Source organism: Streptomyces sp. NBC_01233 (assembly GCF_035989305.1).
In the GTDB taxonomy this organism is placed as follows: Bacteria; Actinomycetota; Actinomycetes; order Streptomycetales; family Streptomycetaceae; genus Streptomyces.
The window spans coordinates 5609822-5625507 of the sequence record NZ_CP108514.1; the positions used below are offsets into that span (position 1 = coordinate 5609822).

Genomic DNA, 15686 nt, shown 5'->3' on the forward strand with positions numbered 1-15686 from the left:
GATGCGAAGCCTGCGGCTGCGAAGCCCGGGTTGAGTAAGGGCGAGCGTGTGCCCGTGGCGAAGGCCGGGTTGAGCAAGGGCGGGCGTGTGCCCGTGGCGAAGGCCGAGCCGGAGGACGCGAAACCGGAGCTGGGCAAGGCCGAGCCCGAGGACGCCCGGCCGGTGGCTGCGAAGCCGGCGCTGGGCAAGGCCGCGCCTGAGGCCAAGCCCGTGGCCGATGCCGAGCCTGCGGTCAAGGCCGACGCCGACGCCGAGCCTGCGGGCAAGGCCGAGCCGGTGGCCGACGCCGAGCCTGCGGTCAAGGCCAAGCCGGTGGCCGACGCCGAGCCTGCGGTCAAGGCCAAGGTCAAGGCCAAGCCGGTGGCCGACGCCGAGCCTGCGGGCAAGGCCAAGCCTGAGGCTGTGCCCGTGGCCAAGGCCGCGCCTGCGGGCAAGCCTGACGTCGCGTCTGCCGCGAAGGCACCTGCGAAGGCGGGCGAAGGGGTCAATCCCGTCGTCGAGAAGGCCGACGCCATGGCGGCTGCCGTCAAGGCCGCGGCGGCGAAGGCGGCAGCGGAGGGGCAGGACGAGGGGCGGCTGCTGGCCGGGCGCTACCGGCTGCGGGCCGTGCTCGGCAAGGGCGGCATGGGCACCGTCTGGCGGGCCCAGGACGAGACCCTGGGCCGGACGGTCGCCGTCAAGGAGCTCCGCTTCAGCACCGGGGTCGACGAGGACGAGAAGCGCCGCCTCATCACCCGTACTCTCCGCGAGGCCAAGGCCATTGCCCGGATCCGCAGCGGCGGCGCCGTCACCGTCTACGACGTCGTCGACGAGGACGGCCGGCCGTGGATCGTCATGGAGCTCATCGAGGGCCCCTCGCTCGCCGAGTTCGTACGGGAGAACGGTCCGCTGACCCCCCGTCGCGCCGCCGAGGTCGGCCTCGCCGTGCTCGACGTGCTCCGCGCCGCCCACGGCCAGGGCATCCTGCACCGCGACGTCAAGCCCTCCAACGTGCTCATCGCCGGCAACGGCCGTGTCGTCCTCACCGACTTCGGCATCGCGCAGGTCGAGGGCGACCCCTCCGTCACCTCCACCGGCATGCTCGTCGGCGCCCCCTCCTACATCTCCCCCGAGCGCGCCCGCGGCCAGAAGCCCGGCCCGCCCGCCGACATGTGGTCGCTCGGCGGCCTGCTGTACGCCTCCGTCGAGGGAGTGCCCCCATACGACAAGGGGTCCGCGCTCGCCACCCTCACCGCGGTGATGACCGAGCCCGTGGACCCGCCGAAGAACGCCGGCCCGCTGGTCGAGGTCATCTACGGCCTGCTGGTCAAGGACCCCGCGCTGCGGCTCGACGACGCCCGGGCGCGGGCCCTGCTCACCGCCGTGGTCAACGCGCCCGAGCCCGTGCCGGCCCCGGCGGTCCCGGCCGCCGCCGAGGAGACCCGGCAGATATCCCTCGCGGACGCCAAGGCTGCGGCGGACAAGGCCTCCGCCGAGAAGACCGCCGAGAAGACCGCCGAGAAGACCGCCGAGAAGACCGCCGAGAAGGCCACCGAGAAGGCGGCGAAGAAGGAGCGCGAACGCCGTGAGCGCGAGCAGCGCGAACGCGCCCGCGCCGCACTGAAGTCGGCCCGCAAGGCGGCCACGGCCGCGGCGGCCACGACGGCCGTCTCGGCCGCCGAGCCGCCGAAGGCCAAGCCGTCCCCCGTCGCGGCGCCGCTCACCGACGTCATGCCGCGCCGCACCATCGCGCTGGCGATAGCCGCCGTGGTCGTGGTCCTGGCCGTGGTCGGCTCGCTGATCGCCTACGCCATGAGCGACGACGACAAGGGCGCCAAGAACGAGGGCAAGGGCGGCCAGCCCACCCCGGCCGCCTCCGCCCCGCAGAACTCGGGCGGGGGCGAGCAGCCTTCTCCGAAGCCCTCGGGGAACACCGGTGACGCGGCCGGCAACGGCAGCGCGGGTACCGGCGCCGGTACCGGTACCACCACGGGTACGGGCGGCGAGCCCGGCCAGGGCCAGCAGCCCCCGGCCGCCAGCGCGGGACAGGGCGCCACCTCCGGGGGAGCGGGCGGCGCCGTCCCGGCCGGATTCGCCCTGGTACAGGACTTCGGGTTCCACTTCTCGATGGTGATGCCCGAGGGCTTCAAGCACCTGGAGACGGCCGGCAAGAACTCGGGTGCCATCTACAGCCGGGCCAAGGACTTCCCGAAGATCCAGGTCGACTACAACGCCAAGCCCGGCGACGACGCGCGCGCCGCCTGGCTCCAGCTCGCCCCCGCCGTGGCCGGCAGCAGCAGGGCGTACAAGAAGATCCGCATAGACACCGTGGAGTACAAGGGCTACCCGACCGTCGCGGACTGGGAGTTCGAGCGCGAGGAGAACGGCACCACGATCCGGGTGCTCAACCGCGGGTTCAGGGTGGACGCCACGCACGGCTACGCCATCATGATCAGCTGCGCCGCCGACCAGTGGGACGGCCCCCAGTGCACCCAGATGCGCAACATCGCCTTCGAGACCTTCCAGCCGCTCGGCTGACCCCGGGACGCGGGCGGCTCCGGCGACGTATCGTGTCAGCGGGGCCATGGGGGGCCCACGCACTCGGGGGAGGCGATGTGGAGGAGTACGCGGGCCGGATCCTGGCCGGCCGTTACCGTCTGCCGCTGCCCCCGTCCGACGCGTACGAGCTGGTCGAGACCCGGGCCTTCGACACGCGCACCGGGCAGGAAGTCCTGGTCCGGCAGGTGCCGTTACCGGAGGTCGTGGACGCCGAGCTGATGGACGGGCAGCGGCCCGTCCCGGCGGCGGCGCGCCGCTCGCCCGCGGACCTGCCGGCCGTGCGGCGCGCGATCGAGGCGGCGCAGGCGGCGGCCTCGATTCCGGACCATCCCCGGCTGGACCAGGTCTTCGACGTCTTCGCCGAGGGCGAGTCGCTGTGGATAGTGAGCGAACTGGTCCCGGCCCGGCCGCTGGCCGCCCTGATAGCCGATGAACCGCTCAGCCCCTACAGGGCGGCTGAGGTGGCGTCGGACGTGCTGACCGCGCTGCGCGTGCTGCACGCACACGGCTGGACGCACCGGAACATCACCGTCCGGACCGTGCTGGTGTGCGATGACGGCCGGGTCGTGCTGACGGGCCTGGCGGCCGGAGCGGCGGAAGAGGCCCTGTGCGGCTACGACCCCGTACCGAACTCCGCCGATCCCGACGGCGCGGGTGGCTGGGGAACGGCTCCCGCCCCGACCCCGCGGCCCGCCACTGCCCCGACTCCGGGGCCGGGCACGGTCCCGACGGCCGCCCCCGCCCCCGAACCCGCCCCGGAGAACTCCGCCGGGTACGCCCCGCTCGTGGCTCCCGGGTACGACACCGGGCCCCGGTACACCGATCACATCACCCCGGGCCGTCCCCAGGACCGGACCGACCTCCAGGCCGCCGCGCGGGCCGGGGCCATCGCCGCCTACCGGGCCGGGGCACGGGCAGCCGCCGCCAAGGTCGGCGAGCAGCGCCAGAGCGGTCCCATCGTCGTGCCGGAGCAGAGGCCGCAGGGGTCGACCCTCCCGCAGGGGTACTCGTACCCGTACGGCGGCCCGGAGGGCTCCTCCGCTCCCTGGCACGGCGCGACCCCCCGCAACCGCCCGGCGCTGCCCGCCTCGCAGGAGCCGGACCCGCAGGAACCGCCGGAGCCGGACGACCGGCAGGCCCCGGCGGAGCAGGAGCCCCGGCCGGCGGCAGAGCCCGCGCCCGCCCCGGCGGCGTGGAGCCGGGCCGAACCCCCGGCGGCGCCCGCGCTGCCCGCCCGGCTCGCCCTGCCCCAGGGCTACCGCCAGGCCGAGGCCCCGGACCGGCCGGCCCCGGCGCCGGCCGCCGCCGACGGGCCACGGCCTGCCGTGGCCGGACCCGCCCCCGCCGCGGGCGCCCCGGCCGGGCCCCGGACCGGGCTGGACGCCGAGCGGGCGCGCCAGACGCGTATGGCCGTCGTCGGCGCGGTCACCGAGCGGTGGGCTCCCGAGCAGGCCGGCCCCGTCCTCGGGCACTGGCAGCTGGCGCCCCCCGTCGGGCCCGCCACCGATCTGTGGGCGCTCGGCGCGCTGCTGTACCGCGCGGTGCAGGGGCACGCCCCGTACCCCGAGGACAGCGTCGCCGAGCTCGTCGAGCTGGTCTGCGCCGAACCGCCCGCCTTCGCGGAGGAGTGCGGGGCGCTCCGCCCGGTCGTGGAGTCGCTGCTGCGTCAGGACCCGACCGAGCGGCCCGACTTCGAGGAGCTCCGCGGCTGGCTGCGTTCGCTCGTACGGTCGGCCCCCGAGCCGGAAGCCGGCTTCGGGGTGCTTCCCATGCCGGAGGCGGATCCCGCGCGCCTGCCCGTCGTACGCCGCCGCGGCGAGGTCCACGGGCGGCACCGGAATCCCGCGGCCCCCCGAAAGCCGCGCGCCCTCGGCCGGACCCTGCTCGTCGGCGTCCTGCTCCTGCTGGCCGGGACGGTGGCGTACGCGATGCTGTTCATGCCCCGGTCCGGTGCTCCGGAGCAACAGGGCGACGCCCGGGGGAGCAGCGCGCAGCCGCAGTCGAAGCCGAGCCCTTCGCAGGTTCCCACCGGCACGCCCGAGTCCAGGCCCGCGCCGCAGACGACCGCGCCCGCCGGGTCACCGGCCGCCCCCGCTTCCGCCCCGCCCGGCTACACCATCCAGCAGGACCCCGAGCACTTCGAGATCGCCGTGCCCAACGGCTGGGAGCGGCGCGGGATCAACGAGGCCGGCCAGGTGCGGTACACGGACGGGGCGTTCGTACTGACCGTGGTCCCCGGCCGGGACAAGGTCCAGGGCAACCCGGACCCGGCGGCGTACCAGAAGGACAAGGAGCCGGAGCTGACCCCGTACCGCACCTCCACCTGGTCGACCGTCGGGGACGTCAAGACCACGAAGGTGGGCCAGCAGCTGCAGGCCACGGGCCGCTACACGTGGATCGACGGGACCGGTCGCAACGTCTACGCCCGCAATTTCGTCGTCGCGCTGGGCGGCAGCTACCACGTCGTCCTGGTCACGGGCCCGGAGGACGAGCAGTCCAAGGTCACCGAGGACTTCGAGAAAGCCACGGCGAGTTACAAGTCGGGCGGTTGAGCGGATACTGACGACGGATCAGTACGGCGATTGCGTCACAGTGCCGTCTTTCGGCGGCCGGGCGGTTCCGGCAGCCCCCGTGGGCTCCGTAATCTGGCCTGAAGTGCAGAGAGCGGCGGGATTTCGTGGAACAGCAGACAGGTGGGGGCGCCGTGCTGGCGGGCCGGTACAGGCTCGTCGAGCCGATCGGCCGCGGCGGCATGGGCAAGGTGTGGCGCGCGCATGACGAGCTGCTCCACAGGACCGTCGCGGTCAAGGAACTGACGGCGGGTCTGTACGTCTCCCAGGCCGACCGGGACGTCATGCACGCCCGGACGCAGAAGGAGGCGCGGGCCGCGGCGCGGATCCAGCATCCGGCGGTGGTGACCGTGCACGACGTGCTGGAGCACGACGACCGGCCGTGGATCGTCATGGAGTACATCGACGGCCCGTCCCTCGCGGACGCGGCCAAGGCGGCCGGGCGGATCGAGCCCCGCGAGGCGGCCCGGATCGGGCTGCACGTGCTGGGCGCGCTGCGCGCCGCGCACGCGGTCGGCGTACTGCACCGGGACGTGAAGCCGGGCAACGTGCTGCTGGCCAAGGACGGCCGCGTGCTGCTCACGGACTTCGGGATCGCCGCGATCGAGGGCGACTCCTCGATCACGCGGACCGGCGAGATCGTCGGCTCCATCGACTACCTGGCTCCCGAGCGGGTCACCGGCGGGATCCCCGACCCGTCCTCGGACCTGTGGTCGCTGGGCGCCACCCTCTACACGGCGGTGGAGGCCCGCTCGCCGTTCCGCCGTACGTCGCCCATCTCCAGCCTGCAGGCCGTGGTGAACGACGAGCCGCCGGCGCTGCGCCAGGCCGGGGCCCTGGGGCCGGTCATCACGGCCCTGCTGCGCAAGGATCCGGTGGAGCGTCCCTCGGCCGTGGAGGCCGAGCGGATGCTGCTGGAGGCGATGGAGGGCCGGGAGCCGAAGGCGGCGCAGGCGTACGTGCCGACGCGCTCGGTGACCCAGGACGAACTGGCCCCGGCGCAGGAACCTTCCGCCGAGCCGGCTGCGCCGGCGGAGCGCGCACAGACGGCCGCTCAGGCGGTCGCACAGACGACCTCGCAGACGGCCCCGCTGCCGGAACCCGCCCAGACCGCGCCGGTACCCGCCCCCGCGGCCCCGGCGAACGGCTGGCTCAAGCGGGCCGCGGGCATCGCCCTGGTGGCGGCGCTGCTCGGCGGCGGCGGTGTGTTCGGGGCGCTCAAGTACACCGGTGACTGGGGGAGCGACGGCGCGGACAAGAACGTCAGCGCCCCCGACGCGAACCCCGAGGGGGCCGTCCCGCCGGCCGGCTGGACCAAGGTCACCGACCCCATCGGCGGCTTCACCCTGTTCGTCCCGGACGGCTGGACGCGCCAGGCGAACGGCGACCAGATCGACTACACCCCGGACAACGGAAAGCACTTCATCCGGATCGCCGCCGACTCCACCCCGGACTACAAGGACCCGTACGCGCACCTGCTCGACCTGGAGCAGCAGGTGCAGAAGCGGACGGACTACAAGAAGCAGTGGCTGAGCCAGAACACCTTCCGGGACAGCACCCGGGCCGCTCTCTGGGACTTCAGCTGGACGGAGAAGCAGAACCACCCCGGTCCGCGCCGGGCCAAGGAGCAGATGTACATCGACCCGGACGGCACGGAGTACGCCATCTACATGTCGAGCCCGGCCGCCGACTGGGCCACGACCCAGCAGCAGTTCGACATCGTGCTCAGCGGCTGGGAGCCGCCCGCCAGGAAGCCCTGATTCCGGCATCCTGCCAGCGATCACTGGCGGAAATGACAAAATCCGGTTACCGGCGGGTACCCAAAGGCTGTCCGGCGCAATACGCTCACCGGCATGACGGACTCGCAGGCCCCGGCCCCCCTCCGCACCGCACCGGCACCCACCAACCCGGTCGCCCCCGCCCCGGCCGGTGCCCGCACCGCCGCCGATGTGGTGACCCCCGACCTGGTCGCCCGGCTGACCCGCGGAGTGCTCGGCTCCGGGCGCACCGCCAACCACACCCCCTTCACCGGGGACCGGCTGGCGGAGCTCCCCGAGGCCACCCCCGAGGACGTGGCCGAGGCCTTCGACCGGGCCCGCGCCGCCCAGCCCGCCTGGGCGGCCGTCCCCGTCGCCAAGCGGGCGGCCGTGCTCCTGCGCTTCCACGACCTGGTCCTGGACCGGCAGGCCGAGGTCCTCGACCTGATCCAGCTGGAGACCGGCAAGGCCCGCCTGCACGCCCACGAGGAGGTCCAGGCGGTCGCCGTCGCCGCCCGCCACTACGGCCGCAAGGCCCCCTCGTACCTGCGTCCCAAGGGCCACACGGGCGCCATGCCCACCCTCACCAAGGTCACCGAGCTGCGCCAGCCGCGCGGGGTCGTCGGCCAGATCGCCCCCTGGAACTACCCCCTGGAGCTGTCGGTCGGCGACGCCCTGCCCGCCTTCGTGGCGGGCAACGCGCTCGTCATGAAGCCCGACACCGAGACCGCCCTGACCGCCCTGTGGGCGCGCGACCTGCTGATCGAGGCCGGGCTCCCCGCCGAGGTCTTCCAGATCGTCCTCGGCGAGGGGCCGGTCGTCGGCCCCGAGGTGGTCCGCCGCGCCGACTACGTCTCCTTCACCGGCTCCACCCGCACCGGCCGCGAGGTCGCCCGGGGCGCGGCCGACCGGCTCGTCGGGGTCTCCCTCGAACTCGGCGGCAAGAACGCCATGCTCGTTCTGCACGACGCCGACGTGGAGAAGGCCGCCGCGGGCGCCGTCCGCGCCTGCTTCTCCTCCGCGGGCCAGCTGTGCATCTCCATCGAGCGGCTCTACGTCCACGCCTCGATCGCCGACGCGTTCGTCGAGCGCTTCGCCGCCCGCACCAAGGCCATGCGGCTCGGCAGCTCGCTGGCCTACGGCGCCGACATGGGCTCCCTGGTCGGCGAACGCCAGCTGGAGACCGTACAGCGGCACGTGGACGAAGCCGTCGCCAAGGGCGCCACCCTCGTCGCCGGCGGCACCGCCCGCCCCGACATCGGCCCGCTCTTCTACGAGCCCACCATCCTCGACGGCGTCGAGACGCCCATGGCGGTGTGCGGCGAGGAGACCTTCGGCCCGGTCGTCTCCGTCTACCGCTTCACCGACGAGGACCAGGCCATCGCGGAGGCCAACGCCACCGCCTACGGCCTGAACTCCAGCGTCTGGACCAAGGACGCCCGCCGCGGCCACTCCGTCGCGGCCCGCCTGCGCACCGGCACCGTCAACATCAACGAGGGCTACGCCCCCGCCTACGGCAGCGCCCAGGCGCCCATGGGCGGCATGAAGGACTCCGGCCTCGGCCGCCGCCACGGCTCCGAGGGCATCCTCAAGTACACCGAGGCCCAGACCGTCGCCCACCAGCGGCTGCTCCCGATGGCGCCCTCGCTGGGCATGGACGACGAGAAGTACGCGGCGTTCATGACCCGCAGCCTCAAGATCATGAAGGCCCTCCGACTGCGCTAAGGGGTATCCGTGTCGCACGACGACGCATCCGACGCATCCGACTCCGCCGACGCGTCCGACGCCGCATACGACTACGACGTCATCGTCATCGGATCGGGCTTCGGCGGCTCGGTCTCGGCCCTGCGCCTGACCGAGAAGGGGTACCGGGTCGGCGTCCTGGAGGCAGGGCGCCGGTTCACCCGCGAGAGCCTGCCGAAGAACAGCTGGGACCTGCGGAACTACCTGTGGGCCCCGGCCCTCGGGCTCTACGGGATCCAGCGGATCCACCTGCTCGGCAACGTCATGGTGCTCGCGGGCGCCGGCGTGGGCGGCGGCTCGCTCAATTACGCCAACACCCTGTACGTCCCGCCCACCGCCTTCTTCGAGGACCGGCAGTGGGCGTCCATCACCGACTGGCGCGCCGAACTCGCCCCGTACTACGACCAGGCCCAGCGGATGCTCGGCGTGCGCCTCAACCCGACCATGACCCCCTCCGACGTCCACCTCAAGGCGGCCGCCGAGAAGATGGGCGTGGCGGACTCCTTCCACATGGCCCCGGTCGGCGTCTTCTTCGGAGACGGCGACGACGCCGAGGGCCACGCGAAGGTCCGGCCCGGCGAGGAGGCCCCCGACCCGTACTTCGGCGGCGCCGGCCCCGCCCGCAAGGCCTGCACCGAATGCGGCGAGTGCATGACCGGCTGCCGGCACGGCGCGAAGAACACCCTGAACGAGAACTACCTGCACCTCGCCGAGCGCGCCGGCGCCGTCATCCACCCCATGACGACCGTCACCGCCCTGGCCGACCACCCCGAGGGCGGCTACCGCGTCCGCACGGTCCCCACCGACGGCCGCCGCCGGGGCAGGGCCAAGGTGCTGCGCGCCCGCCACGTGGTCGTCGCGGCGGGAACGTACGGCACGCAGACCCTGCTGCACACGATGAAGGACCGCGGGGAGCTCCCGCGCCTGTCCGACCGGCTCGGGGAACTGACCCGGACCAACTCCGAGGGCCTGGTCGGCGCGCAGACCGACGACCGCCGCTACCGCAAACGGCACGGCGCAGGCCCCGGCAAGGAGCAGCGCGCCGACTTCACCCGGGGCGTGGCGATCACCTCCTCCGTGCACCCCAACGCCGACACCCACATCGAGCCGGTCCGCTACGGCAAGGGCTCCAACGCCATGGGGTTCATGACCGTCCTCCAGGTCCCCCACAGCAGGCACCGGGTCCGCGCCTGGCTGGCCAGGACCGCGAAGAACCCGCTCCAGCTGGCCCGCTCGCTGTCGAACCGGCGCTGGTCGGAGCGGACCATCATCGGCCTGGTCATGCAGTCGCTGGACAACTCCCTGACCACGTACCGCAAGCCCGGCGGGATCGGGAAGGGCCTGCTCACAGCCCGCCAGGGCCACGGCGCCCCCAATCCGGTCCAGATCGCGGAGGCCACGCAGGCCGCGACCCTGCTGGCCGAGGAGATCAACGGCTTCCCGGGCAGCAACATCGGCGAGCTGATGGGGACCCCGCTGACCGCGCACTTCCTCGGTGGCTGCCCGATCGGGGCATCGGCGCAGGAGGGCGTGGTGGACCCGTACCACCGGCTCTACGGGCACCCGGGCATCTCGGTGGTCGACGGCTCGGCCGTCTCCGCGAACCTCGGAGTCAATCCGTCGCTGACGATCACGGCACAAGCGGAGCGCGCGATGTCGTACTGGCCGAACAAGGGCGAGCAGGATCCGCGGCCCGGGCAAGGGGCGGCGTACGTACCCCTGGAGGCGGTGGAGCCGGCCCGTCCGGCGGTCCCGAAGGAGGCTTTCGGCGCCCTGCGCTTGCCGTTCCTGGCGGTTCCCGAGATTCCGCCCCGCCGGTCATGACAGCGGCGGGTACCGCGCTCCCCCTCCGAGCGCGGTACCCGCCGCGGTACATAGGTGACAGATGTTCAGCCTTGAAGGTTGTACCGGAATCCGTCGGGCCGGGCTGTGGCGTCGATCACACGGTGAAGTGTGCAACTGCTACTGATCTTCGGCAGTCAACGGCTGCATGAGAAAGCGCATCTCCTTGCTGGCTGCCTGTGGCCTCGCGGCCGTCGCGCTGGCCACCACCCCCGCACACGCAGCGGACCCCGAATTCCGGCTGGCCGGCCCGGCCGAGACCGGCCTGCGCCCCCACCCCGGCGCCGGCGGCGAACCGCAGAAGACCTCGGTCGGGTTCCGGATCTTCAACGACACCGCCAAGACGTTCGACCGACAGAGCACCTTCACGATCGACCTGACCCCCCTCAAGGGCGTCGCCGACGTCACGCTCGCCGAGCACCAGAGCTCGGACTGCACGCTCACCGCCACCGCCGTGACCTGCAAGCGCTGGGCGCTCTGGACGGGCGACTCCACCGTCGTGGACCTGAACCTCCGCGCGGCCAAGGACAGCAAGGCCGGCGCGACCGCGGACCTGACGGTGACCGGCAAGGCCGAGGGCGCCGCCATCAAGGCCACCACCACCAAGGTGCGGGTCGGCGGCCCCGACCTGGTGATGGAGCCCGCTGCGCTCAAGGCGGAGCAGAAGCCGGGCGACAGGCAGACCCTGCCGATCGTCTTCGCCAACCAGGGCACGGAGTCCGTCCAGGGCGTGGTGCTCGAAATGCGCACCACGCACGGCATCGGCCTGGTGGAGCAGTACGGCAACTGCTCCTACTCGCAGGACACGGGCGCCGGCCAGCCGTTGAACACGGGCTGGACCACGGTGCAGTGCCTGCTCGAAGGCGAGTACGAGGCGGGCAAGATCTACGGGGTGGACGGCCCGCTGACCCTCAAGGCCGCCCCGCACGCCTTCGCCGACGTGCTCACCTACGCGGTGTACGCGAACGGCGAGCAGCCGAAGGCCGAGAAGCTCCGCAAGCCCCCCGCCGGCAAGCAGCTGACCGCGAAGGCGCGGGCGCCCAAGGCCTCCGCGCAGGCGGTGGACCTCGACCCCTGGAACAACTTCCAGGAGTTCGACTTCGCGACGAAGAACACCGCCGACCTCGTGGCCGCGCCCGTGTCCCTCAAGGGCAGGGCCGGCGAGACGGTGCGGGCCGACTTCGGCTTCCGCAACAACGGCCCGGCGTGGGTGGCCCACCTGCGTTCCGCTGAGGACGTCGCCCGCACGGACATCGTGATCCCGGCGGGCGCGAAGGTCACCAAGGTGCCGGCCCGCTGCCAGGCGGTCAACGCCGACGGCACCCAGCGCGAGCAGGCCCTCGGCGCGCCGCGCTACTTCTGCTCCACCGGACACGTCGTGGGGGAGAGGGAGAACTTCGCCTACCCGTTCGAGCTGAAGATCGAGACGGTCGTCGAGGACGCCAAGGGCTCCGTCTCGGTCGGCCAGTGGACGCCCGGTGGCACCCAGCCCCAGCGGTGGGACCCGAACCACGCCAACAACAAGGCGGCTCTCGTGATCAACGCGAAGGGCGGCGGCACCACGCCGAGCCCGACGCCCACGGCCTCGGCCACCCCGAGCGCCTCGGCCACCCCGACGGCGACCGCCTCGCCGACCCCGGTCGGCGGCACCGGCGCGACGGCGAACGGCGGCCTGGCCTCCACCGGCACCTCGGCCGAGGCGATCGCCTTCGGCGGCGCGGCGCTGGTGGCCGCCGGCGGCGCCCTGGTCCTGGCGTTCCGCCGCAAGGCGGCCGGGCACGCGTAACCCGTGCGCGGGTGACCTCGTCCGCGGGTGACCCCGTCCGCGCGCGATCGCGTCCGCGGGTGACCCCGGTCGCGGAAGCGGACGCGTGACGACGCAGAACGGCCGGCCCGGGGCGTCCCAGGGCCGGCCGTCCTCCAAGGGGTGACCGGGCTGCTGTCCCCTGCCGTCCGGTCACGCGAAGGAGCGAGGTCCCACGACGCGCGCTCCACGGGGCGCACGTCTCATCGCTCCAGCGGAGCCACGCGTGGTGATGCGGTCCCGCGGCTGGCTGCCGCGGACATCCTCACCAACGAAGGGCCGCGGGGGCGGTCACGGTCCGTACGAGTGACGAACAGCCGTCACACGCGGCCCCGGCACAGCTCCAGCACCGTCATGGCGAGGGCGGTGCCGGGCTTCCCGAGAGCATCGCTCCAATGGGAGAGCACCTCCATCTCGCGGGACAGGTGCACGCGGCGCCCGCCCGACGAGATCCGGGCCTCCTGGATGACCGTGGAGACGGCCATCCGCTCCTGGATCAGGCCGATGATCCGGTCGTCGATGGCGTCGATGCGCATCCGGGAGTCGGCGATCAGCTGCTCGGGGGTGGTGGTGATCGTGGTCATGGTCATCTCTCCTGTCGGGTGGGGCCCGCAGGTCCGGAGAAACGCCAGAGCGCCCCGGTCCTGTCGGACCGGGGCGCTCTGGGAAGTCAGCGGCTCAAGCGAGCATCACGAGGACCCATGGCGACCGGACCGGCCGGTGCCATAGGTAAAGAGGAAGCTCAGCTGCTTGCGCATGGAACGGATTATTACCTTCCGTCGCCCTCCCGGCCAAGCCGATTCAGATGGTGAGACGAAGAGGGGCCTACGTCCCCCGTTAGAATCGACAAAACAGCCACCTCTTCCGCCGGAAGGCCGCCCCGTGCCAGAAGCACCCTCCGCCGCCCACGACAGCGCCCCGGACACGGTTCTCGTCGTCGACTTCGGCGCCCAGTACGCCCAGCTCATCGCCCGCCGCGTCCGCGAGGCACGGGTCTACAGCGAGATCGTGCCGAGCTCGATGCCCGTCGACGAGATGCTGGCCAAGAACCCCAAGGCGATCATCCTCTCCGGCGGTCCGTCCTCCGTGTACGAGGAGGGCGCCCCGCAGCTCGACCGCGCGATCTTCGAGGCCGGCGTCCCCGTCTTCGGCATGTGCTACGGCTTCCAGCTGATGGCGGTCACCCTCGGCGGCCGGGTCGACAACACCGGTGCCCGCGAATACGGCCGCACCCCGCTGGCCGTCTCCAAGGCCGGCTCCACCCTCTTCGAGGGCACCCCCGAGAACCAGTCGGTGTGGATGTCGCACGGAGACGCCTGCTCCGCCGCCCCCGAGGGCTTCACCGTCACCGCGTCGACGAACGTCGTCCCGGTCGCGGCCTTCGAGAACGACGAGAAGAAGCTGTACGGCGTGCAGTACCACCCCGAGGTGATGCACTCCACGCACGGCCAGCAGATCCTGGAGCACTTCCTCTACCGCGGCGCGGGCCTCGCCCCCACCTGGACCACCGGCAACATCGTCGAGGAGCAGGTCGCGGCGATCCGCGAGCAGGTCGGCGACAAGCGCGCCATCTGCGGCCTCTCCGGCGGCGTGGACTCGGCGGTCGCCGCGGCCCTCGTGCAGAAGGCCATCGGCTCGCAGCTGACCTGCGTCTACGTCGACCACGGCCTGATGCGCAAGGGCGAGACCGAGCAGGTCGAGAAGGACTTCGTCGCCGCCACCGGTGTCCAGCTGAAGGTCGTCGACGCGCAGGAACGCTTCCTGAACGCGCTCGCCGGCGTCTCCGACCCGGAGACCAAGCGCAAGATCATCGGCCGCGAGTTCATCCGCGTCTTCGAGCAGGCCCAGGCCGAGATCATCGCCGAGGCCGAGGGCGGCCCGGCGGTGGCCTTCCTGGTGCAGGGCACCCTGTACCCGGACGTCGTCGAGTCCGGCGGCGGCACCGGCACCGCGAACATCAAGTCCCACCACAACGTGGGCGGGCTCCCCGACGACATCGAGTTCGAGCTCGTCGAGCCGCTGCGCCAGCTGTTCAAGGACGAGGTCCGGATGGTCGGCCAGGAGCTCGGCCTGCCGGACGAGATCGTCCAGCGCCAGCCCTTCCCGGGCCCCGGCCTCGGCATCCGCATCGTCGGCGAGGTCACCAAGGAGCGCCTGGACCTGCTGCGCGAGGCCGACGCCATCGCCCGCCACGAGCTGACCGCGGCCGGCCTGGACCGCGAGATCTGGCAGTGCCCGGTCGTCCTGCTCGCGGACGTCCGCAGCGTCGGCGTCCAGGGCGACGGCCGCACCTACGGTCACCCGATCGTGCTGCGCCCCGTCTCGTCCGAGGACGCGATGACCGCGGACTGGACGCGCATGCCGTACGAGGTGCTGGCGCGGATCTCCACCCGCATCACCAACGAGGTGCCGGAGGTGAACCGGGTGGTCCTGGACTGCACGAGCAAGCCCCCGGGCACCATCGAGTGGGAGTAGTCCCCACCACCGCCTGAAACGAAGCCGCCGCTCCCTCCGGAGCGGCGGCTTCGTCGTATGTATGGCCACTTCGCGGGGGCGCCGGTACTTTGCGCCGCGACCCGAAGGCGACCGTAGGCGACCGTAAGGAGGGCCCCATGCCGGACCGGCCCGTACCCGTGCCCGTGGAGCGGCTCGGTTTCGAGATGCCGCCCGTGCACGACACCGCCGAGGCGGCGCGCGCCCACCGCAAGGAGCGGCTCGCCGGGGCGCTGCGGCTGCTGGGCCGGCTGGGGTACGAGGACGGGGTGGCCGGGCAGGTCACCGCTCGGGATCCCGAGTTCGAGGACTGCTACTGGGTGAACCCCTTCGGGCAGCCCTTCGCCGCGCTCACCGCCGGCGACCTGCTGCTGGTCGACGGGGACGGGCGGGTGCTCCGTGGGGAGCGCCGGGTCAACGAGCTGGCCTTCGCCGTGCACGCGGCGGTCCACCGGGAGCGCCCCGAGGTGGTGTCCGTGGTGCGCGCGCAGGCCCCGTACGGCCGTGCCCTCGCGGCCCTCGGCGAGCTGCTGGCGCCGATCACCGAGGAGGCCTGCGCCTTCTACGAGGACCACGCGCTCCTGGACGAGTACGCCGGGGCCGAGGAGGCCGGCCGGATCGCGCTCGCGCTGGGCCCGTACAAGGCGCTGGTCCTGCGCAACCGGGGGCTGCTGACGGTCGGGGACTCGGTGGACGCCGCGCTCTGGTGGTTCGTCGCGGCGGAGCGGGCGGCGCAGGTGCAGCTGATCGCCCGGGCGGCCGGGAAGCCGGTGCCCATCGACCACCGCGCCGCGGTCGCCACCCGCGAGCGGTTCGGGTCCGACCTGGCCGCCTGGGTGAGCTGTCAGCCGCTGCTCCACGACGGGGACACGCCGGTGGCGTCAACATCATGAACCGTTAATCACCTGCTCTGACATCGTGCGCAATCCGGAGCACTGC

9 protein-coding genes are annotated in these 15686 nt (G+C 73.0%); 8 read left to right on the plus strand and 1 reads right to left on the minus strand.

The genetic code is table 11. The features are described from left to right. The first annotated feature begins 513 nt into the window (after positions 1–513). The 6 genes from OG332_RS26820 to OG332_RS26845 all read left to right on the plus strand — a co-directional run bounded on the left by OG332_RS26820 (position 514) and on the right by OG332_RS26845 (position 12236). Entirely contained in the window at positions 514–2517 is a 2004-nt protein-coding gene (locus tag OG332_RS26820) for a protein kinase domain-containing protein (RefSeq protein WP_327419378.1), read from the plus strand. Positions 2518–2594: 77 nt separating this feature from the next. Further along, the gene (locus tag OG332_RS26825; RefSeq protein WP_327415847.1) at positions 2595–5090 is read left to right on the plus strand and encodes a protein kinase; all 2496 of its coding nucleotides are present in this window, start codon (positions 2595–2597) and stop codon (positions 5088–5090) included. A gap of 125 nt (positions 5091–5215) precedes the next feature. Further along, positions 5216–6868: a serine/threonine-protein kinase gene (locus tag OG332_RS26830; protein ID WP_327415848.1), complete on the plus strand. Its 1653-nt coding sequence runs from the start codon at positions 5216–5218 to the stop codon at positions 6866–6868. Positions 6869–6961: 93 nt separating this feature from the next. Next, on the plus strand, positions 6962–8590 hold the full coding sequence (locus OG332_RS26835; RefSeq protein ID WP_327415849.1) for a succinic semialdehyde dehydrogenase: 1629 nt from the start codon (positions 6962–6964) through the stop codon (positions 8588–8590). Positions 8591–8599: 9 nt separating this feature from the next. Continuing rightward, positions 8600–10432, plus strand: coding sequence for a GMC family oxidoreductase (locus OG332_RS26840; RefSeq protein ID WP_327415850.1), 1833 nt, complete (start codon positions 8600–8602; stop codon positions 10430–10432). A 166-nt stretch (positions 10433–10598) separates the two neighbouring features. Beyond that, entirely contained in the window at positions 10599–12236 is a 1638-nt protein-coding gene (locus OG332_RS26845; RefSeq protein ID WP_327415851.1) for an LPXTG cell wall anchor domain-containing protein, read from the plus strand. Positions 12237–12574: 338 nt separating this feature from the next. Here OG332_RS26845 and OG332_RS26850 read toward each other — a convergent pair whose 3' ends face one another. After that, a complete protein-coding gene (locus OG332_RS26850) occupies positions 12575–12838 on the minus strand; it encodes a chorismate mutase (RefSeq protein ID WP_327415852.1) in 264 nt (87 codons plus the stop codon). A 298-nt stretch (positions 12839–13136) separates the two neighbouring features. Here OG332_RS26850 and guaA point away from each other — a divergent pair, with 298 nt between their 5' ends. Then, on the plus strand, positions 13137–14729 hold the full coding sequence (guaA, locus tag OG332_RS26855) for a glutamine-hydrolyzing GMP synthase (protein ID WP_327415853.1): 1593 nt from the start codon (positions 13137–13139) through the stop codon (positions 14727–14729). Positions 14730–14866: 137 nt separating this feature from the next. Next, complete coding sequence (locus OG332_RS26860; RefSeq protein WP_327415854.1) at positions 14867–15640, plus strand: class II aldolase/adducin family protein; 774 nt, start codon at positions 14867–14869, stop codon at positions 15638–15640. Positions 15641–15686: the final 46 nt, after the last annotated feature.

Excerpts from the sequence above, each read along its gene's own strand:
- OG332_RS26860 (WP_327415854.1), top strand. The coding sequence starts at position 14,867 with ATGCCGGACCGGCCCGTACCCGTGCCCGTGGAGCGGCTCGGTTTCGAG.
- OG332_RS26835 (WP_327415849.1), top strand. The coding sequence starts at position 6,962 with ATGACGGACTCGCAGGCCCCGGCCCCCCTCCGCACCGCACCGGCACCC.
- OG332_RS26820 (WP_327419378.1), top strand. The coding sequence starts at position 514 with ATGGCGGCTGCCGTCAAGGCCGCGGCGGCGAAGGCGGCAGCGGAGGGG.
- OG332_RS26845 (WP_327415851.1), top strand. The coding sequence starts at position 10,599 with ATGAGAAAGCGCATCTCCTTGCTGGCTGCCTGTGGCCTCGCGGCCGTC.
- OG332_RS26850 (WP_327415852.1), bottom strand. The coding sequence starts at position 12,838 with ATGACCACGATCACCACCACCCCCGAGCAGCTGATCGCCGACTCCCGG.